Origin of the sequence: Belnapia arida, from assembly GCF_016773205.1 — a bacterium.
GTDB lineage: Bacteria > Pseudomonadota > Alphaproteobacteria > Acetobacterales > Acetobacteraceae > Belnapia > Belnapia arida.
In genome coordinates, this window is sequence record NZ_JAETWB010000008.1 from 25,787 (window position 1) to 43,629 (window position 17,843).

Here is a 17,843-nt window from a genome sequence, read left to right on the forward strand (position 1 = left end):
ACCGACCGGTTCGTCCCTTATAGTAAGTGACCGGTCGGTATCATCAAGAGGCGATTTTGCGGTGCCGCATGGTTCCGGCATTGCGAGAATGGGAGTGACCATGTCCACCGCGACCGCCGACAGGCCGAAAGCCGCCCAGCGCATCCACAGCGCGGCCAAGGACCTGTTCCACCGCCAGGGCATCCGCGCGACGGGGATCGAGGAGGTCTGCCGCGTCGCCGAGGCCACCAAGATGAGCCTCTACCGCAGCTATCCGAGCAAGGACGCGCTGGTCGCCGCCATCCTCGAGGAGGATGCCGCCGCCTACGACGCCTGGTTCGCCGAGGCCACCGCCCTCGCCACGACCCCGGCGGAGAAGCTGCGCGCGGTGATCGCCGCCATCGCCGACAAGCTGGAACGCCCGGATTATTGCGGCTGCCCGCTGCTGCTGGCCCAGGCCGAGTTCCGCGACCCCGGCCACCCGACCTTTCGCCTCGTCGCCGCCTACAAGTCGCGCATCCGCGACCAGCTCGCCGGGCTGGCGCGCGAGGCCGGCGCCGCCGACCCGGTGCTGCTCGGCGACACCCTCGCCATGCTGATCGACGGCGCCTGGTGCAGCCTGCCCTATATGGGCGGCCCGCAGGCCGCCATCGTGCTGCGCCAGAGCGCGGCGGCGATCCTGGGCGCCTTCTGCAGGCCTGCCTGAGGCGGGCCTGCCCGGGCGCCTACTCCGCCGCCGCCGCCAGCCCGCCCCGCGCGGCGATCGCCGCCCGCGTCGCCGGCAGCAGCTCGCGCCCATAGGCCTCCGCATCCTTGAGCGGATCGAAGCCGCGGATGAGGAAGGTCGTCACCCCGAGCGCATGGTAGTCGGCCAGCGTTTCGGCGATGCCTTCCGCCGTGCCGACCAGCCCGGTGGTGTTGGCGCCTGCGCCGACGGCGGCCGCCACCTCGGTCCAGAGCCGCGTATCGCGCACCCGGCCGCCCTTCGCCGCCTCCAGCAGCCGCTGCGAGCCGACGCTCTGCGGCTTCGGCCCGCCGCCGCCCACCGCATCGGCGCGCAGCTCGCGGATGCGGGCGATGATGCGGTCCGCCCGCGCCCAGGCCGCCTCGTCACTCGCCCCCAGCACCGGCCGGAAGGACATGCTGAAGCGGACCGAGGCCGGATCGCGCCCCGCCCTGGCGACGCTCGCGCGCACCCGCCCGATCGTCTCCCGCGCCTGGTCCAGCGTTTCGCCCCAGAAGGCATAGACATCGGCGATGCGCCCGGCGATGTCGATCGCCACATCCGAGGAGCCGCCGAAGAAGACCGGGATATGCGGCCGCTGCACCGGCTTCACCTCGGAGAAGCCGCCCTCGAAGCGGTAATAGGTCCCCTCATGGTCGAAGGGTTTGCTCTCCGTCCAGAGCCGCTTCAGCAGCGTCGTGTATTCCTCCGAGCGCGCATAGCGCTGGCCGTGGTCGAGCCAGTCGCCATCCTTCCGCTGCTCCGTCGGGCTGCCGCCGCTGATGACGTGGATCGCCGCCCGCCCGCCGGTCAGCTGGTCGAAGGTGGCGAACTGCCGGGCCGCCAGCGTCGGCGCTATGAAGCCCGGCCGGTGCGCCACCATGAAGCCGATGCGCTCCGTCCCCGCCGCCGCATGGCTGGCCACCAGCAGCGCATCCGGCGAGGTGCTGCCCCAGGCGACGAGGATGCGGTCGAACCCTGCCGCCTCATGCGCCTGGGCGAAGCGCCGGATGTAGCCGGGGTCGACCACCGGCCCCTGCGGCGGATGGATCTCGGACTGTGCCCGGTGCGCGATCATCCCGATGAATTCGAGCGGATGGGTCATCCTGGCGTCTCCCGTTCAGGCGATGTTGAGGCGGCGCAGCACGCGCCCGATGGCGGCATGGTCGGCAGCGACGCGGCGGCCGAGCTCCTCCGGCGCCACCGCCTCCGGCTTCAGGCCGAAGCGGCGGAGCGCCGCGGCAACCTCCGGCTCCGCCAGGCTATCATTGAAATCGCGGTTGATGCGGGCGATCACCGGCGCCGGCGTCCCACCCGGGGCGAAGAGGCCGAACCAGGTTCCTCCCGGCCAGTTCCGGCCGATGCCGAGCTCGGCGAGGTTCGGCAGGTCCGGGAAGGCATCCCAGCGATCCGGCCCGAGCGTCGCCAGCGGCCGCAGCCGCCCCTCCAGCGCATGCGGCGCCGCGATCGGGTCGATGATGACGTGGGAGTCGCCGGCGACCACGCTCATCGCCGCGGCGGCGCTGCCCGGGAACGGCACGTGCACCGCCTCGATCCTAGCCTCATCGGCCAGCAGCGCCCCGCGCAGGTGCCCGGCCGAGCCGATGCCGGCCGAGGCATAGTTGAGGAAGCCCGGACGCCGCCGCCCGAGCGCGATCAGCTCGGCGATGCTGTGGACGGGAAGGGCCGGATTCACCGCAACGAGGCCGTAGGCCTCGCCGGCCAGGGCAACCGGCGCCAGGTCGCGCAACGGGTCGTAGCCGACATGCGACAGGTGCGGCGCGATGGTGAGGTTGCCGGCCGAGGCGTTGAGCAGCACGTGCCCGTCCGGCTTCGCCTCGGCCACCATCCGGCTGCCGACCGCGCCGCCCGCCCCGGCCTTGTTCTCGACGATGACGTTCACCCCGAGCCGCGGCGCGAGCGCCCTGCTCATGGTGCGGGAGACGTTGTCGTTCGTCGCCCCCGGCGGGAAGGGGCAGACATAGCGGAGGGCGCGCTCCGGGAAGCCCGGGGAAGAGGCGCCCGCATGGGCGATGAAAGGCGCGGCGAGGCCGGCGCCGAGCAGCAGACGGCGGGAGATCATCGGAGAATGTCCTGAAGCAGCGCGGGTGGGCGGGCGAGATTCGCCGCCGCCAGCCCGCCGAGTACGATGGAAAGGGCGAGGAGGAAGCGCAGCGCGAGGCTCGTCATGCCCGCCCCTCCCCGAGCGCCGCGCGGCCGGCGGCGAGATGCGCCGCATCCTCGGCCGGCGCGTGCATTCGCGCGCATTGCACGTCGCGCCAGTGCCGCTCCAGCGGCAGGGCCCGGTCATGCGCGTGGTTGCCGGCGAGCAGCGTCGCCTCCTCGACGGCGCGCACCGCATTGCCGGCCAGCACCACCTTCAGCACACCCGCCTCCGTGGTGGCGGGCGGCAGCCCGGCATCCGCCGCGGCGGCCAGCGCCCCGGTGATGCGCGCATTGGCGGCGAGCAGCCCCTCGATGCGCCCCACCGCCTCCTGCACCCGCGCCAGCGTGGCGAGCGGCGCGCCGAGGCTGCCCGGCGCCCGCGCCCTGACGAAGCCGATGATCCAGTCCCGCGCCGCCCGCGCCACGCCGGTATAGACCGCCGGCACAAGCACCGCGTTCCAGAGCATCTGCACCGCATCCGGCGCCGCCCGGCCCTGCGGGGCGAGGCCGATCGCGTGGTCCTCCGGGATCTCCACCTCGTCGAGCACCACGTCATGGCTGCCCGAGGCGCGCAGGCCGAGATGGTCCCAGGTCTCGACGATGCCGACCCCCGGCGCCTCCGCCGGCACCAGGAATCCGCCGACCCTCGGCTCATCCTCATCGGTGCGGGCGAAGACCTCCATCCAGCGCAGCCCCGGCGCGCCCGTCGCATAGCGCTTGCGCCCGGAGATCACCCAGCCCTTCGCGGTCCGCCGCGCGACCGTCGCCGGCAGCCCGCCCCGCGTCGGGGAGCCGAGTTCCGGCTCCACCCGCAGCGCGTTGATGAGCGCGCCCTCGGTGACGGCCTCCCGCTGCACCCGCTCGCGCAGCGCCTCCGGCCAGGCCGGACTGCGCGCCAGGGCGGCGTGCTTCAGGTACTGCATGGCGAGCACCAGCGCCGTCGCCGGGCAAGCGGCGCCGGCCTGCTCCACCGCCTCAGCGGCCAGCCGCAGTCCGCCGCCCCCGCCGCCGAGCGCCGCCGGCACGGTCAGCCCGAGCAGCCCTGCCCCGCGCAACGCGGCGAGGCTGTCATGCGGGAAGCTCGCCCCCCGGTCATGCCGGACTGCGGCCTCGGCGATGCCCGGCAGCAGCCTCGGCAGCGCGGCGAGCGGATGCGGCGCCGCCGTCATCGCTGCATCGCCCCCGGGCGCCCCACGGGCCGCGCCCCGCTGTTGCGGCCGACGACGAGGCCGGCGACGCGCTCCGCCTCGGCCGGGCTCGGGAAGGTGGCGCCGTCGATGTCCTCGACGACCGGGTCGGTGGCGATGAACCGCCAGGCGGCGGCATGGGCGACGGCGACGCCGAGGAAGCGTCCCTGCACCTCGATGGGGCGTGACGTATGCATGGATATGACTCCCGGCGCGCAGGCACGCGCCGATCGGGATGGCTAATGGAAAGGCGAGAGGGGCTGGTGCTCAGCGCCGACAGCGCATCCCGGGACAGGATCCGGCGGGGTGGCGCTTTAGCCCTTGGTGACGCGGTGCAAGCTGCATCGTTCAAAGTCCGCGGGGCCGTCGCGGGATGCGCCGGCCACGGGCTTATTTAGCGATAATCAAAGGTTATTAGTCAATCACAAGAACCACTATTCATGACGCGTCTTTTCAACTCCGCGCGACCTGCACTGGCCCATCCGGCCGTCGCGGCATCGAAGCGGTCCTCGCTGCCCATCACCATGCGCAGACTTGTCCAGGGCCATATAATCTCTTGAATTGCAGGCACTTCGGAAGGACCGGACCAAGCAGGCCATGACTTTCGCACGCTAATCCAGGCTTACATCCGCCGCCCGCGCGACCGCGGTGAATTTCACCAGCTCGCTGCGGATATAAGCCTTGAACTCCTCCGGGCCGAGCGGCGCCGGCGTGCCGCCCTGCTCGGCGATCCGCGCCCCGAGCGCCTCGCTGCGGACCAGCGCCAGCACCTCCTCCGCCAGCCGGCCGATGACCGGCGCGGGCGTCCCGGCCGGCGCCACCAGCCCAGCCCAGCCCAGCATCTCGAAGCCCGGCAGCCCGGCCGCCTCCGCCACCGTCGGCACCTCCGGCATCTGCGGCATCCGTGCCGGCGAGGTCACGCCGAGCGCCCGCACCCGTCCCGCCTGCACATGCGGCAGGGCGGAGGCCAGGCTGTCGAACATCAGCCCCACATTCCCGGCGATGAGGTCCGCCATGGCCGGGGCCGAGCCACGATAGGGGATGTGGTTGAGCTGGATGCCCGCCCGCTGGCAGAACCCCTCCGCCGCCAGATGCAGCGAGCTGCCCGGCCCGCCGGAGGCGTAGTCCAGCGCCCGCGGCGCCGCCCTGGCCCGCGCGACCAGCGCCGCCAGCGAGTCGATCCCGGTGCCGGGGTTCACCACCGCCACCAGCGGCGTGGTGAAGACCAGAGCCACCGGCGCGAAATCCCGCTCCACGTCGTAGGGCAGCCGCGCTATGACCGCCGGGTTGATGCTGAGCGGGCCGGAGCTCGCCATCCCCAGCGTGTAGCCGTCGGGCGCCGACTTGGCGATCATCTCCATCCCGGGCAAGCCGGCGCCGCCGCTGCGGTTGTCGACCAGGCAAGGCTGGCCGAGGCGCGGGCCGAGCTGGTCGGCCAGCAGGCGCGCCATGAGGTCCGTCGCCTGGCCGGGCGGGAAGGGCACGATGATCCGCAGCGATCGAGCCGGCCAGGCCGGCTGGGCCTGGGCCGGGCAGGACAGCAGGGCGAGGGCGGCGAGGGCATGGCGGCGGTGCATCCGCTCATGCTCCCGCAGCGCCCAGACGGTTGCAACCGCGCCGGCCGTTCCGGCCGTGTGCTCGGCCTGGGGCCGCCGCCCGCCCCATGCCAGTCTCCTGCCATGCCGATTCGCCGCCGCGCCGCCCTCGCCCTCCCCTTCCTCGGGCTCCTTCCCGCAGGCTTCGCCCGCGCCCAGCCCCCGGCCGCGCCGCCGCCCGTGCTCTTCCTTCACGGCAATGGCGACCACGCCGCGCTGTGGCAAACGACCCTCTGGCGCTTCGAGTCCAATGGCTGGCCGCGCGAGTACCTCCGCGCGGTGAACCTCCCCGACCCGCTCGCCCGCGACGACGACGCCGTGCCGCAGCCCATGCGCAGCGGCAGCGTCGAGCAGACCGAGCGCCTGGCGGAGTTCGTCCGCATCTTCCGCGCCGAGACGGGCGCCGCCCGCATCGCGCTGGCCGGCAACAGCCGCGGCGGCAACCCGATCCGCGACTTCACCGTGCAGCAGGGCGGCGCCTCGCAGGTCTCCCATGCCATCCTCTGCGGCACGCCGAACCGCGGCGTGATGGACTGGCCGGAGCGCGCCGGCAACGAGTTCAACAGCCGCGGCCGCTTCCTCAGCCGCCTCAATGCCGGGCCGGAGGACGTGGTGGAGGGGACGGCCTTCCTCACCCTGCGCAGCGACAGCAACGACCTCTACGCCCAGCCCCGCGCCATCTGGTCGCCGACGCCGGACCGCCCGACCGGCACCGATGTCGACGGGCCCGAGCTGCGCGGCGCCACCAACTTGGTCCTCCCCGGCCTCGACCACCGCGAGGTCGCCTATCACGGCCGCGCCTTCGCCGAGATGGCCCGCTTCGTCGCCGGCCGCGCCCCCGCGCGCATCGCCGTGCTGCCCGAGGCGCGGCCGACCCTCGACGGCCTCGTCACCGGCACCCCCGGCGGCGTGCAGACCAACCGCCCGGTCGAGGGCGCCCTCGTCGAGGTCTTCCGCACCGACCCCGAGACCGGCGCGCGGATGGGCGAGGCCATCCACCGCCGCACCACCGCCGCCGACGGGCGCTGGGGGCCCGTCACGGTCGAGGCGGGCTGGACGCTGGAGGTGGTGGTGGCCGCCCCCGGCCACCCCATCACCCACATCTACCGCTCGCCCTTCCCGCGCTCCTCGGCGGTGATGCATCTCCGCCCCGCCCGGCCGCTGACCGAGGCCGACCGCGCCGCCGGCGGCGTGCTGCTCCTCACCCGCCCGCGCGGCTATTTGGCCCTGCCGCGCGACGCGATCCTGCTCGACGGCGCCGTGCCCGCCGACATCCCCCGCGGCATCGCCCGCGCCGCGACGGCAACCCTCCGCCTGCCTGCCGGCGAACTCGGCCGCCCCATCCCCGCCCTCTTCAACGACGAGCGCATCGTCGCCCGCGCCTGGCCCGCCGCCGAGGGCCGCATCGCCGTCGCCGAACTGACCTGGTAGCCGCACCGCTTGACATAGATAGCGATCGCCATCATTAATCGGGGCGGAGGTGGCGATGCGCGTCAGCAAGGCCCAGGCCGCGGAGAACCGGGCGAGGATTCTCGCCGAGGCCGCACGGATCATCCGCGAGACCGGCATCGCCGGCGCCGGCGTCGATGCCCTGACGCGGGCCGCCGGCCTTACCCATGGCAGCCTTTACAGCCAGTTCGGCTCGAAGGAGCGGCTGGTGGCCGAGGCGCTGGAGACGGCCTCCGCCGCCAGCGGCGCAAAGCAGGAGAAGGAGTTGCCCCCCGGCCGCGGCATCGGCCGCTTCGCCGCCCGCTACCTCTCGCCCGAGCACCGCGACCGGCCCGGCCAGGGCTGCGCCCTCGCCGCTATCGGCCCGGAGGCCGCCCGCCAGGGCGAGCCCGTCCGCGCCGCCTATACCGCCGGCCTCCGCCGCATGGCCGGCCGCCTCGCCGCCGCCCTGCCCGAGGGCACGCCCGACCGCGAGACGGAAGCCCTCGCCGCCGTCTCCACCCTGGTCGGGGCGCTCATCCTCGCCCGCGCCGTGGACGACCCCGACCTCTCCGACCGCATCCTCGCCGCCGGGGTGGAACACCTCGCCGCCCCCGACCAGGGATAGGCCCGGTGCTCGCCGCCCGCCTCGCCCCGGCGCTCGCCCGCCGCGGCATCCATTATGGCTGGGTCATGGTGGCGCTGACCTTCCTGGTCTCGCTCTCCTCGGCCGGCGCCATGGGCATCCTCGGCGCGCTGCTGCTGCCCTTGCAGCGGGAGACGGGCTGGGACACCGGCGCCATCTCCGGCGCGCTGGCGCTGCGCCTGCTGCTCTTCGGGATGATGGCGCCCTTCGCCGCCGCCCTCCTGCAACGCTACGGCCTCCGCCGCATCGTGCTGGCGGCCCTTTCCTTCGTGATCTTCGGCTGCCTGGTCTCGACGCGGATGACCGCCCTCTGGCAGCTCTGGCTCTGCTGGGGCGTGCTGACCGGGCTGGGCACGGGGATGACCGCCCTCGTCCTCGGCGCGACCGTCGCCAACCGCTGGTTCGTCCAGCGCCGCGGCCTGGTGCTGGGGATGCTGACCGCAGCCAACGCCACCGGCCAGCTCGCCTTCCTGCCACTCGCCGCCTGGCTCGCCCAGAGCGAGGGCTGGCGCGCGGCCATGATGCCCGGCCTCGCCGCCTGCGCCCTCTCCGGCCTGCTGATGTGGCTGCTCGGCCGCGACCACCCGTCCGAGCTCGGCCTCAACGCCTATGGCGAGACGGCCGCCGCCATCGCCCCGCGCCCCGCCGCGCCGGCCGGCAACGCCGTCCGCAACGCCTTCGCCGCCCTCGCCGACGCTGCGGGGACCCGCACCTTCTGGATCCTCTTCGCCACCTTCCTGATCTGCGGCCTCTCGACCAACGGGCTGATCCAGACCCATTTCATCCCGCTCTGCTCGGATTTCGGCATGGCGGAGGTGGAGGCCGCCTCGGTGCTCGCCATGATGGGCGCCTTCGACTTCGTCGGCACCATCCTCTCCGGCTGGCTGTCGGACCGCTACGACAACCGCAGGCTCCTCTTCTGGTACTACGGGCTGCGCGGCCTCTCGCTGCTCGTCCTGCCGATGAGCAGCTTCTCGCTCTACGGCCTCTCGCTCTTCGCCGTCTTCTACGGCCTCGACTGGATCGCGACCGTCCCGCCGACCGTGAAGCTCGCCGGCCAGGCCTTCGGGCGGGAGCGGGCGCCGCTGGTCTTCGGCTGGGTCTTCACCGCGCACCAGCTCGGCGCCGCCGTGGCCGCCCTCGGCGTCGGCCTCAGCCGCGACGCGCTGGCGAGCTACCTGCCCGCCTTCTACACCGCCGGTGCCGCCTGCCTGGTCGCGGCCCTGCTGGCGCTGACGATCCGGCGCCCCAGCCCCGCCGCGGCGCCGGCCGCCGCCTGACCGCCGATGCGGGGACAGGCGCCCAGGCTGCGGCCTCAGCGCGCCGTGGCCAGCCCCGCCATCGTATCCGCCAGCTGCCCGAGCGCCGCGCTCATCGCCGCGACGAGGTTCGGCATCCCCTCGCCCGCCAGCGGCACCTCCGCACGCTGCACCCGCGCCGCACGCGTCGCCCCGCCCGGCGGGCGCAGCGCGAACTGCGCCAGCAGCACCACCCGCGGCCCCGGCCCCGCCTCGAAGCGCTGGATCTCCGTCTCGATGATGAGCCCGGCCTCGCCGCGCAGCGACCCCGTCTCGGTCAGCACCGTGCTGCCGGCCAGGCGCTGCATCAGGTCCTCGGCCAGCACCCGCGTCACCATGTCGCCGAAGGGTTCCGCCCAGCGCGCGCCGAGCGCCTGGAGCTGCGACTCCGCCAGCGCCCGGATGATCTGCGAACGGTCCAGATAGGCCGGCACGCCGACCCGCCGCAGCTCGATCAGCCCCGGCGCCCTGGCACGCGGCACGCCCGGCACCGCGACCAGCCGGTACAGCTCCGGCTCGGGCGAGGCGCAGCCCGCCATCGCCAGCCCGGCGAACAGGGCCTGGCGACGCCTCATGGCGCGCGGCTCCCGCTGCGGCCACGGATCAGCGCCTCCGGGTGCCGGTCGAGCAGGTCGGCAAGCTGGCGGACGGAGCGCGCCGCGTCGCTCGCCTGGTCCAGCACCCGCGCGACCTGCCGGTTGATCTCGCTCTGCGCCCCGTAGCCGCGCTCGATCGAGGTCATGGCGCTGGCGGCCCGCCCCACCGCCTGGTCGAGATTGCCCGCGATCCCCGGAAGCCGCCGCAGCAGCGGCGCCAGCCCCTCATCCGCCCGGCGCAGCAGTCCCTGCGCCTGGTCCAGCACGCCGGCCAGCCCCTCCACGGCCCCGCGCAGTTGCGGGCTGCCCGTCACCGCGTTCACCGAGCCGAGGATGCCGTTCAGGTTCCGCCCGATCTCGTCGAAGGGGATCGACTGCAGCTTCGCCGCGATCCCGCCCGCGCTCGCCAGCACGCTGTCCGCCCCCATGGTCGGCATGACGATCTCCTCGCCCACCAGCCGCACCTCGTCCGGCGGCGCGTCGGCGAAGAAGTCGAAGGCGATCACCACCTGTCCCGTCACGTAGCTCACCGTCTGCAGCCGCCCGCGCAGCCCGTTGGCGACCATGCGCCGGGCGAAGGCGATCACCTCGTCCTGCGAGCGCCCCGTCCGGCCGGAGGGATAGGCGATGCGGTCCGGCTCGATGGCGATGTGGACCGGCACACGGAAGGTATCCGTCGCCTGGTCGTATTCGAGCGCCCGGTCGAGCACGCTGCCGATGCGCAAGCCCCGCATCTCCACCGGCGTCCCCGGCTGGACCCCGCGCACGGACTCGTTGAAGTAGAGCAGGAAGACCAGCCGGTCCTTGGTGGTGGCGGATACCGCGGCCTCGAGGCTGTCGTAGAGCTCGAAGCGCGTCGCATCCGGCGCCGGCGGCTCGTCGCGCACCTCGTGCGGCGTGTCGAAGGCGATGCCGCCGGCAAGCAGCGCGCGCAGGCTCTCCAGCTCCACCTTCACCCCCGACCCGCCGAAGCCGATGGTCACGCCGGAGATATTCCAGAAGCGCGAGCCCTCGCGCAGGTAGCCGTCGAAGGGCGCGCGGACGAAGGCCTGGACCGTGACGTTGCCGTCGAGCCCCGGCGGGTCGATGTCGAGGATCTCGCCCACCATCACGTCGCGGAAGAACACCGGCGAGCCGCGGTCGAGCGAGCCCACGCGCCGCGCCTGCAGGGTGAAGACCCGCCCCGGCTCGTCCGAGCGCACGCCCGGCGGGTTGTCGAGGCCGCTGAACTCGCGCCGCGCCTCGCCCTCCCCGCCCGGGTCGAATTCGATATAGGCGCCGGAGACGATGGTCTCGAGGCCGGAGACATTGCCCGCCGTCAGCCGTGGCCGCACCACCCAGAAGCGCGCCGCCTCGGTCAGCCGGCCCTCCACCGTCCGCGTCATGCGCAGCCGCACCTGCACCTGCTGCAGGTCGCCCGAGAGCTCGATGCCCTCCACCGTGCCGACCTGCACCGCCTTGTAGCGCACCTGGGTCTGCCCCGCCGTCAGCCCCGCCGCGTCGCGGAAGATGACGGTGACGAGCGGCCCGCGGTCGGAATAGGTCCGCCAGCCGAGATAGCCGGCGATCAGGATCGCCGCCAGCGGCACCAGCCAGATCGGCGATATCCTGCGCCGGCGGCGCCGCAGCTCCGCCTCGGCCGCGCCGTCCTGCGCCCCGCTCATGGCCTGCGCTCCTCCGCCGCATCCCACATCAGCCGCGGGTCGAAGGCCTCCGCCGCCAGGATGGTCAGCACCACGACGCCGGCGAAGCAGGCGGCGCCGAGCCCGGCACTGATCGAGGCGACGCTGCCGAAGCGCACCAGTGCGATCAGCACGGAGACGACGAAGATGTCGATCATCGACCAGCGCCCGATCGCCTCGACCACGCGGTAGAGCCGCGTCTTGCCGATGAGGCCGTGGTCGGAGCGCCGGTGGATGCCGAGCAGCATGATGGCGAGGCCGATCAGCTTCAGCAGCGGCACCGCGACGCTGGCCAGGAAGACGACGAGGGCCAGCGGCCAGAAGCCGGACTCGACGAACTCCCAGGCCCCGCCGAGGATGGTATGCGGCCCGCCGCGGCCGAAGGTGACGATCTCCATCACCGGGAAGGCATTGGCCGGGACATAGAGCACCACCGCGGCAACGATCAGCGCCCAGCTCCGCGCCACGCTGTTCGGCTTGCGCACATGCAGCGGTGCGTCGCAGCGGAGGCAGGCCTCGCCCGGCCGCGCCGGCACCACCACCCGACAGCAGTCGCAGCCGATCAGCCCGGCTTTCTCCTCCGGCCTGCGCTCCGGCGCGGAAACGGCCCCGCGCGCCTCCAGCGCCTCCCACACCCGGTCGGCATCGAGCCGCGCGTTCAGCGCCACCTGGGCGAGGGCCAGCGCCGCCAGCCCATAGGCGGCCGGCCCGATCTCCACCTGCGCCAGGTCCGCAAGCCGCGTGTAGGAGACCAGCACGCCGAACAGGAAGACCTCCAGCATCGCCCATTGCGCCAGCCGCTCATGCCAACGGAATGGCTTGTAGAGCCAGCGCGGCGCCTCCCGCAGCCGGAGGCCGCCGAGCACCGTCAGCAGCAGCAGCAGCCGCATCAGCGGCACCGCCACCAGCGTCAGCAGCACCAGCACGGAGAGCAGGCCGTAGCCGTCCTGGAGGAAGGCGAAGGCCCCCGTCTCGACATGGCTGGAGCGCAACTGCCCAAGCAGCTGCAGCCCGAGGAAGGGCATCGTCATCGTCACCGCATAGAGCACCAGCCCGGCAATGCAGAGGGCGAAGGGCACCTCCAGCGAGGCCGCCGCATGTCGCCGCAACACAGTCTCGCAGCGCGGGCAGCGCGCCTCCTCGCCACGGGCGAGCGGGCCGATCCGCACCATGCTGCCGCAACCATCGCATTCCCGGAGGGTCCGGGGCGGCTCGGTCGCCTGCGCCGCCGTCACCGCTCGGCCTGCGCCGGGGTGGGGTGGGGCTCGGGTCGGGATCGGAGGCGCATCGAGGTCAGCCTGAGGCAGGAGGGATCGGCAGGCGAACGGTTCGGCGCCGCAGGAGTTGCAACGGGGGCATCGCCTGAACCACTGGGTTACTATACGCAACCCGATGCCGCCATGGCCGCGCCCGCCAAGCCCGGCGGCACCCGGTCAGGACAGGTCGTGCAGCTCGCGGCCGAGCGGCGGGCCGAGCCGGAAGTCGAGGAAGCGCACCACCAGCCCCGCCCGCTCCGGCGTACAGCACATCGGGCCGACGACATAGGAGGCCGCCCGGGGGAAGGGCGCCAGCCGCACCAGGCCCCAGCGCCGCCCATCCGCCGAGGCCTGCAGCCGCAGCACCCCCGCCGCCACCGTCAGGCGCAGGCGGAGATCGGCCGGGTCGCCGGCATAGGGCCCCGTCGCCCAATCCGAGCGGCCGATCGTCAGCACGCTGCCCAGCATCGCCTGGCCGTCGGACAGCTCGATCCCGGCCTTCAGCCAGTGTTGCTCGTCAAGCCGCAGCATGATCCCGGCCTGGTCGTAGAGCGCCCGGTAGTCGGCCTGCACCCGGAGCTCGGCGGTGAAGTCGCCCGCCGTTGCGAGGCCGAGGAAATGGCCGCTGTCCCGGGTGAAGCCGTAATGCGTCTCGCGCCAGAAATCCGTGCCGTGGTCGGTGACGACGCGAAGCCCGCCCGCCTCGAACCCCCACTCCGCCGGCTCGTTCAGCCAGGTGCCGCGCTCCAGCATGAGACCTCCCTTGCCGCCCGTCCCGGCGCCGAGGGATAGTCGCCCCCTCGCTCAGGATCATCGTGATGGATACGCACCAGCCTCCCTCTTTCCTCACCCATGCCGAGCGCCTCGACCGGCTGGCCGCGCTCGCGGTGCGGGTCGGCCTCAACCTGGCGCCGGGGCAGGAGCTGGTGATGACCGCCCCGGTCGAGGCCCTGCCGCTCGCCCGCCGCATCACCGAGCAGGCCTACAAGGCCGGCGCCTCGCTCGTCACCTGCCTGCTCGGCGACGACCAGATGGCGCTGGCCCGTTACCGCCACGCCCCCGACGAAGCCTTCGACACCGCCCCCGGCTGGCTGTTCGACGGCATGGCGGAGGCCTTCCGCCGCGGCGCCGCGCGCCTCGCCATCGTCGGCGACGACCCTTCCCTCCTCGCCGCCGAGGACCCGGCGAAGGTGGCGCGGGCCAACCGCGCCCGCTCCGTCGCCTACCGCCCGGCGCTCGAGCTCATCACCGCGACGGCGATCAACTGGACCCTCGTCGCCAGCGCCACCCCCGCCTGGGCCACGACCGTCTTCCCGGACCTGCCGGAGGAGGCCGCCCTCGCCCGGCTCTGGGACGCGATCTTCGCCGCCTCCCGCGCCGACGCGCCGGACCCGGCCGCCGCCTGGGCCGCGCACAACGCACGGCTGATGACGAAGCGCCGCGTGCTGAACGAGCGCCGCTACGCCGCGCTCCGCTTCCGCGGCCCGGGGACCGACCTCAAGGTCGGCCTCGCCAAGGGCCATGCCTGGATGGGCGGCCTCTCCACCGCGAAGAACGGCATCACCGGCAACCCCAACATCCCGACCGAGGAGGTCTTCACCACCCCGCACCGCGCCGTGACCGAGGGCGTCGTCGCCGCCACCAAGCCGCTCTCCTACCAGGGCACGCTCATCCGGGACATCCGCGTCCGCTTCGAGGCCGGCCACATCACGGAAGCCCATGCCAGCACCGGCCAGTCCGTGCTGGAGCGGATGATCGGCACCGACGAGGGCGCCCGCATGCTCGGCGAGGTGGCCCTCGTCCCCGCCTCCAACCCCATCTCGCAAAGCGGCCTGCTCTTCTACAACACCCTCTTCGACGAGAACGCCGCCAGCCACATCGCCCTCGGCCAGGCCTACTCGAAGTGCTTCGTCGACCAGAACCTGGACAAGGCCGCGCTCGATGCGGCCGGGGCGAATACCAGCCTCATCCATGTCGACTGGATGATCGGCTCGGCCGAGACCGACGTGGACGGCATCGATGCCGGCGGGAATGCCGAGCCGCTGATGCGCGCGGGCGAGTGGGTCAATCCAGGCTGAGCCCCAGCCCCTTGATCAGCGGCCAGTAGATCGCCCGTTCCGCGGCGATCATCGCCCGGTGCTCCTCCGGCCCGCCGGTCAGCGGGTCGAGCCCGATCTCCCGCATCCGCGCCTGCACCGCCGGCTCCGCCACGCTCGCGGCAAGATCCGCCGAGAGCCGCCCGGCGATGTCATCCGGCGTCCGCCCCGGCGCCGTCAGCCCCTGCCAGGCATAGGCCTCGAAGCCGGCGAGCCCATAGGCCTCCCGCGCCGTTGGCAGGGTCGGCAGCCCCTCCAGCCGCGCCGCCGAGAGCAGCGCAAGGGGCTGGACCTTGCGGGTGCGGATCACCTCCGCCCCCGCCGCCATGTCGAGCACCGCCGCTTCCACGGTGCCATTCATCAGGTCCGTCATCGCTGGCGCCAGGCCGCGATAGGGGACGTGGTTCAGCCGGATGCCGAGGTCCCGCGCCAATCGCTCCATCGCCAGGTGATGCGGCGAGCCGATCCCCGGCGAGGCATAGTCGACCATCCGCGTCCTGGCCGCGGCGAGGAAGTCGGCCGGCGTCGCCGCCCCGCCCTGCGGCCGGGTGCAGAGCACCAGATGAAACCGCGCCATCAGCCCGAGCGGCCGGAGCCCGGTATCCGCGTCGAAGGGCAGCCGCTTGTAGAGCGCCGGGTTGAAGACCAGCGTCTCGTTCCCGGCCGTGAAGACCGTGGTTCCGTCCGGCGCCGCCTGGGCCGCTGCCTCCGCCGCGATATTGGTCGCCGCTCCCGGTCGGTTCTCGATGATCACCGGCACGCCGAGCCGCGCGCCCATGCTCTGCCCGACCAGCCGCGCCAGCACATCCGTCCCGCCCCCCGGCGGATAGCCGACCAGCCAGCGCACCGGCCGGTCGGGGAAGGCGGCCAGCGCCGGCGCGGCCGAAGCGGCAAGGCCGGCCGCCAGCGCGGCACGGCGGGTGATACGGGTCATGCGGCGAAGCTCCATCCCTTGCCCCTTCGTATCATGCCACCCGCACCGGCAGCGAGAGGAAGCCCCGGAACCGTGCCCGCCCGCCCCGCACCGCCTCTCCCACCGGCCCATACCCCGGGAAGCGTCGGAGGAAGGCGCCGATGGCGATCCGCCCCTCCAACCGCGCCAGGGTCATGCCTGCGCACATATGCGGCCCGCCGGCGAAGGCGAGGTGCCGGTTCGGCTGCCGCCCGACATCGAGCCCGTCGGGATTCTCGAACCGCGCCGGGTCCCGGTTCGCCGCGCCGATGCAGAGGGTGAGCAGCGTCCCAGGCGCCACCGCCACCCCGCCGACCTCCGTTCCCGCCACGGCCCGCCGGTTGCCGAGCTGGTTCGAGCTTTCGTAGCGCAGGAATTCCTCGATCGCGGTCCCGATCAGCCCCGGCTCCGCGAGCAGCCGCGCCCGTTGATCGGGGAAGCGCATCAGCAGCTCCAGCCCATTGCCGATGAGGTTCGTCGTCGTCTCGTGCCCGGCATTGAGCAGGAAGATGCAGTTGTGCAGCAACTCCGGCTCGGTCAGCCGCTCGCCATCCGCCTCGCCCTCGATCAGCCGCGTCAGCACATCGGTCGCGGCATCCCCCGGCCGCGCCCGCCGCCGCGCGACGAGCCCGCGCAGGTAGTCGAGGAAGTCGCTCACGGCGGCATTCCCCCGCGTGGCCGCCTCCGGCGTCACCACCGGCTCCAGCGCGCCGAGGATGGCGAGCGACCAGCCGCGCAGCGGCCCCCGCTCCTCCACCGGCACGCCGAGCAGATTGCCGATCACCTCGATCGGGATGGCCGCCGCGAAATCCTCGATCAGGTCGGCCTCGCCCCGCTCGGCCACCGCATCCAGCAGCCGCCCGACCAACGCATGCAGCCCCGGCTCCATCGCCGCAATCGCCCGCGGCATCAGCGCCCCCGCGATCAGCCGCCTGACCCGCGTGTGCAGCGGCGGATCGTTGAAGACGAGGCTTGTCGTGTGATGCTCGTAGAGCGGGCTCGCCCCGTATTTCGGCCGGAACTCCTTATGCTTATCGGAGGAGAAGATCCTGGTGTCCCGGTAGATGCGGTCGAGATCCGCCCAGCGCGTCAGGAACAGCGAGCCATCCGCCAGCCGCTTCACCGGCTGGTGCTCGCGCAACGCCCGGTAGACCGGGAAGGGGTCCGCATAGAAGGCAGCATCGAGGCGGCGAAGGTCGAAACCCTCGGCCAGGGCAGGATCGGCGGTCATGCCCAGAGCTTAGAGCCCGCTCCGGGAGGCAGGAAAACGGTTTGATGGCCGGGGACCGCGGAAAGCCGCATCCCCGGTTCACGCGAGGCGCATCTGGCGCGGCTGGCTGCCCCAGACGGACCAGCCAGGGGATTCCGGAGCCACGGGGCGGCTGGCGGTGCTGTTGGGGAACCGAACCGCATCGCAACACTTATGGTCTGCGGCCGGCGCAATCGGTCTCTATAGCGAACAATGGAGCATTAGCATGAACAATATCATCTACATCGTTGGCCTCGTTGTCGTTGTCGTGGCGGTACTATCCTTCTTCGGGCTGCGGTGAACGCCTGAAGTCCAAACGGGACCGCAGACACCGGATCGGCGCCTCGAATGCGACAGCAGGCGCGGGATCGGGTTTCTGCCTCGATTTATGACTTGGGACTAATTGAACGGTATTCGTGAAGCGGCAAAGCGGGACTGACAGGAGACGTTGACGGCCCGCCTTCGTCGCTCCAAATGTCCCGCGCGAGGCCACGTCCTCCCCCTTCGTGGGTTCAGGTCCGGGACGGCCCGGCAGCTTGTTCGCAGGAGGCTGCCGTGGCTTGGATCATTCTCTTCATCGCGGGTCTTTTCGAGGTCGTCTGGGCCTCCGCCATGAAGCAGTCGGAAGGCTTCACGCGCCTCTGGCCCTCCATCGTCACCCTGGTCGGAATGCTGGTGAGCTTCGGCCTCCTCGCCTGGTCCATGCGGGTGCTCCCGCTCGGCACTGCCTACACCGTGTGGACGGGCATCGGTGCGGTGGGGGCGTTCATCGTCGGCATCGCTTTTCTCGGTGAGGCTGTGAACCTGCCGCGTCTGCTCGCGGCCGGGCTGATCGTGAGCGGCATCCTGCTGATGAAGCTGTCCAGTCCCGCCTAGCGCATCGGGGCACGCGGCCACCGCCACGGGACGATGGGGACCGTCTGCCCCGCCGTCTGGATCGAGGCCGCAGCTGCCGGCGCACCGCCAGGCGAAAGGCGCTCGACAGGGAA

At 72.8% G+C, this 17,843-nt stretch carries 17 protein-coding genes; 6 read left to right on the forward strand and 11 right to left on the reverse strand.

The features are described from left to right. Positions 1-100 precede the first annotated feature (100 nt). Positions 101-685, forward strand: coding sequence for a TetR/AcrR family transcriptional regulator (locus JMJ56_RS16950; protein WP_202832958.1), 585 nt, complete (start codon positions 101-103; stop codon positions 683-685). Positions 686-704: 19 nt separating this feature from the next. On the opposite strand, the gene JMJ56_RS16955 is transcribed toward JMJ56_RS16950, so the two are convergent. From JMJ56_RS16955 to JMJ56_RS16975, 5 genes are all read right to left on the reverse strand, one after another. Then, positions 705-1,808 (reverse strand): LLM class flavin-dependent oxidoreductase, encoded by a 1,104-nt coding sequence (locus tag JMJ56_RS16955; RefSeq protein ID WP_202832959.1) that lies wholly within the window; start codon positions 1,806-1,808, stop codon positions 705-707. Between the two features lie 15 nt (positions 1,809-1,823). Further along, complete coding sequence (locus JMJ56_RS16960; protein ID WP_202832960.1) at positions 1,824-2,786, reverse strand: Bug family tripartite tricarboxylate transporter substrate binding protein; 963 nt, start codon at positions 2,784-2,786, stop codon at positions 1,824-1,826. 103 nt (positions 2,787-2,889) lie between these two features. Then, on the reverse strand, positions 2,890-4,038 hold the full coding sequence (locus tag JMJ56_RS16965; RefSeq protein ID WP_202832961.1) for an acyl-CoA dehydrogenase family protein: 1,149 nt from the start codon (positions 4,036-4,038) through the stop codon (positions 2,890-2,892). Then, positions 4,035-4,253 (reverse strand): hypothetical protein, encoded by a 219-nt coding sequence (locus JMJ56_RS16970; RefSeq protein WP_202832962.1) that lies wholly within the window; start codon positions 4,251-4,253, stop codon positions 4,035-4,037. The genes JMJ56_RS16965 and JMJ56_RS16970 overlap by 4 nt, the downstream gene beginning before the upstream one ends. A 414-nt stretch (positions 4,254-4,667) precedes the next feature. Continuing rightward, positions 4,668-5,633 carry a Bug family tripartite tricarboxylate transporter substrate binding protein gene (locus JMJ56_RS16975; protein ID WP_202832963.1) on the reverse strand — a complete coding sequence of 322 codons (966 nt, stop codon included), beginning with the start codon at positions 5,631-5,633 and terminating at the stop codon, positions 4,668-4,670. 102 nt (positions 5,634-5,735) lie between these two features. Here JMJ56_RS16975 and JMJ56_RS16980 point away from each other — a divergent pair, with 102 nt between their 5' ends. Genes JMJ56_RS16980 through JMJ56_RS16990 form a run of 3 tightly spaced genes read left to right on the forward strand, consistent with a single transcriptional unit; the run spans position 5,736 to position 9,005 of the window. Next, positions 5,736-7,082, forward strand: coding sequence for a hydrolase (locus JMJ56_RS16980; RefSeq protein ID WP_202832964.1), 1,347 nt, complete (start codon positions 5,736-5,738; stop codon positions 7,080-7,082). 55 nt (positions 7,083-7,137) lie between these two features. Next, positions 7,138-7,707 (forward strand): TetR/AcrR family transcriptional regulator, encoded by a 570-nt coding sequence (locus tag JMJ56_RS16985; protein WP_202832965.1) that lies wholly within the window; start codon positions 7,138-7,140, stop codon positions 7,705-7,707. Positions 7,708-7,712: 5 nt separating this feature from the next. Next, positions 7,713-9,005, forward strand: coding sequence for an MFS transporter (locus tag JMJ56_RS16990; protein WP_202832966.1), 1,293 nt, complete (start codon positions 7,713-7,715; stop codon positions 9,003-9,005). 35 nt (positions 9,006-9,040) lie between these two features. On the opposite strand, the gene JMJ56_RS16995 is transcribed toward JMJ56_RS16990, so the two are convergent. From JMJ56_RS16995 to JMJ56_RS17010, 4 genes are all read right to left on the reverse strand, one after another. Next, positions 9,041-9,598 carry a PqiC family protein gene (locus JMJ56_RS16995; RefSeq protein WP_202832967.1) on the reverse strand — a complete coding sequence of 186 codons (558 nt, stop codon included), beginning with the start codon at positions 9,596-9,598 and terminating at the stop codon, positions 9,041-9,043. Further along, complete coding sequence (locus JMJ56_RS17000) at positions 9,595-11,283, reverse strand: PqiB family protein (RefSeq protein WP_202832968.1); 1,689 nt, start codon at positions 11,281-11,283, stop codon at positions 9,595-9,597. Before JMJ56_RS17000 ends, JMJ56_RS16995 begins: the two co-directional genes overlap by 4 nt. Continuing rightward, positions 11,280-12,536, reverse strand: coding sequence for a paraquat-inducible protein A (locus JMJ56_RS17005; protein WP_202832969.1), 1,257 nt, complete (start codon positions 12,534-12,536; stop codon positions 11,280-11,282). The genes JMJ56_RS17000 and JMJ56_RS17005 overlap by 4 nt, the downstream gene beginning before the upstream one ends. Positions 12,537-12,734: 198 nt before the next feature. Continuing rightward, positions 12,735-13,310: a DUF1349 domain-containing protein gene (locus JMJ56_RS17010; RefSeq protein WP_202832970.1), complete on the reverse strand. Its 576-nt coding sequence runs from the start codon at positions 13,308-13,310 to the stop codon at positions 12,735-12,737. Between the two features lie 65 nt (positions 13,311-13,375). On the opposite strand from JMJ56_RS17010, the gene JMJ56_RS17015 reads away from it, so the two are divergent. Continuing rightward, entirely contained in the window at positions 13,376-14,635 is a 1,260-nt protein-coding gene (locus tag JMJ56_RS17015) for an aminopeptidase (protein ID WP_202832971.1), read from the forward strand. Here JMJ56_RS17015 and JMJ56_RS17020 read toward each other — a convergent pair. Both JMJ56_RS17020 and JMJ56_RS17025 read right to left on the reverse strand, forming a co-directional pair. Continuing rightward, positions 14,622-15,587 (reverse strand): Bug family tripartite tricarboxylate transporter substrate binding protein, encoded by a 966-nt coding sequence (locus JMJ56_RS17020; protein WP_202832972.1) that lies wholly within the window; start codon positions 15,585-15,587, stop codon positions 14,622-14,624. The two genes, JMJ56_RS17015 and JMJ56_RS17020, sit on opposite strands and share 14 nt — an antisense overlap. A 31-nt stretch (positions 15,588-15,618) precedes the next feature. Beyond that, positions 15,619-16,836 (reverse strand): cytochrome P450, encoded by a 1,218-nt coding sequence (locus JMJ56_RS17025; RefSeq protein ID WP_202832973.1) that lies wholly within the window; start codon positions 16,834-16,836, stop codon positions 15,619-15,621. A gap of 573 nt (positions 16,837-17,409) precedes the next feature. Between JMJ56_RS17025 and sugE the strand changes: the two genes are divergently transcribed. Then, positions 17,410-17,730 (forward strand): quaternary ammonium compound efflux SMR transporter SugE, encoded by a 321-nt coding sequence (gene sugE / locus JMJ56_RS17030; RefSeq protein ID WP_202832974.1) that lies wholly within the window; start codon positions 17,410-17,412, stop codon positions 17,728-17,730. Positions 17,731-17,843 lie beyond the last annotated feature (113 nt).

Bases quoted from the DNA above. Each gene is read 5' to 3' on its own strand.
- JMJ56_RS16950 (WP_202832958.1), top strand. From the start codon at position 101: ATGTCCACCGCGACCGCCGACAGGCCGAAAGCCGCCCAGCGCATCCAC.
- JMJ56_RS16955 (WP_202832959.1), bottom strand. From the start codon at position 1,808: ATGACCCATCCGCTCGAATTCATCGGGATGATCGCGCACCGGGCACAG.
- JMJ56_RS16960 (WP_202832960.1), bottom strand. From the start codon at position 2,786: ATGATCTCCCGCCGTCTGCTGCTCGGCGCCGGCCTCGCCGCGCCTTTC.
- JMJ56_RS16965 (WP_202832961.1), bottom strand. From the start codon at position 4,038: ATGACGGCGGCGCCGCATCCGCTCGCCGCGCTGCCGAGGCTGCTGCCG.
- JMJ56_RS16970 (WP_202832962.1), bottom strand. From the start codon at position 4,253: ATGCATACGTCACGCCCCATCGAGGTGCAGGGACGCTTCCTCGGCGTC.
- JMJ56_RS16975 (WP_202832963.1), bottom strand. From the start codon at position 5,633: ATGCACCGCCGCCATGCCCTCGCCGCCCTCGCCCTGCTGTCCTGCCCG.
- JMJ56_RS16980 (WP_202832964.1), top strand. From the start codon at position 5,736: ATGCCGATTCGCCGCCGCGCCGCCCTCGCCCTCCCCTTCCTCGGGCTC.
- JMJ56_RS16985 (WP_202832965.1), top strand. From the start codon at position 7,138: ATGCGCGTCAGCAAGGCCCAGGCCGCGGAGAACCGGGCGAGGATTCTC.
- JMJ56_RS16995 (WP_202832967.1), bottom strand. From the start codon at position 9,598: ATGAGGCGTCGCCAGGCCCTGTTCGCCGGGCTGGCGATGGCGGGCTGC.
- JMJ56_RS17000 (WP_202832968.1), bottom strand. From the start codon at position 11,283: ATGAGCGGGGCGCAGGACGGCGCGGCCGAGGCGGAGCTGCGGCGCCGC.
- JMJ56_RS17010 (WP_202832970.1), bottom strand. From the start codon at position 13,310: ATGCTGGAGCGCGGCACCTGGCTGAACGAGCCGGCGGAGTGGGGGTTC.
- JMJ56_RS17015 (WP_202832971.1), top strand. From the start codon at position 13,376: ATGGATACGCACCAGCCTCCCTCTTTCCTCACCCATGCCGAGCGCCTC.
- JMJ56_RS17020 (WP_202832972.1), bottom strand. From the start codon at position 15,587: ATGACCCGTATCACCCGCCGTGCCGCGCTGGCGGCCGGCCTTGCCGCT.
- JMJ56_RS17025 (WP_202832973.1), bottom strand. From the start codon at position 16,836: ATGACCGCCGATCCTGCCCTGGCCGAGGGTTTCGACCTTCGCCGCCTC.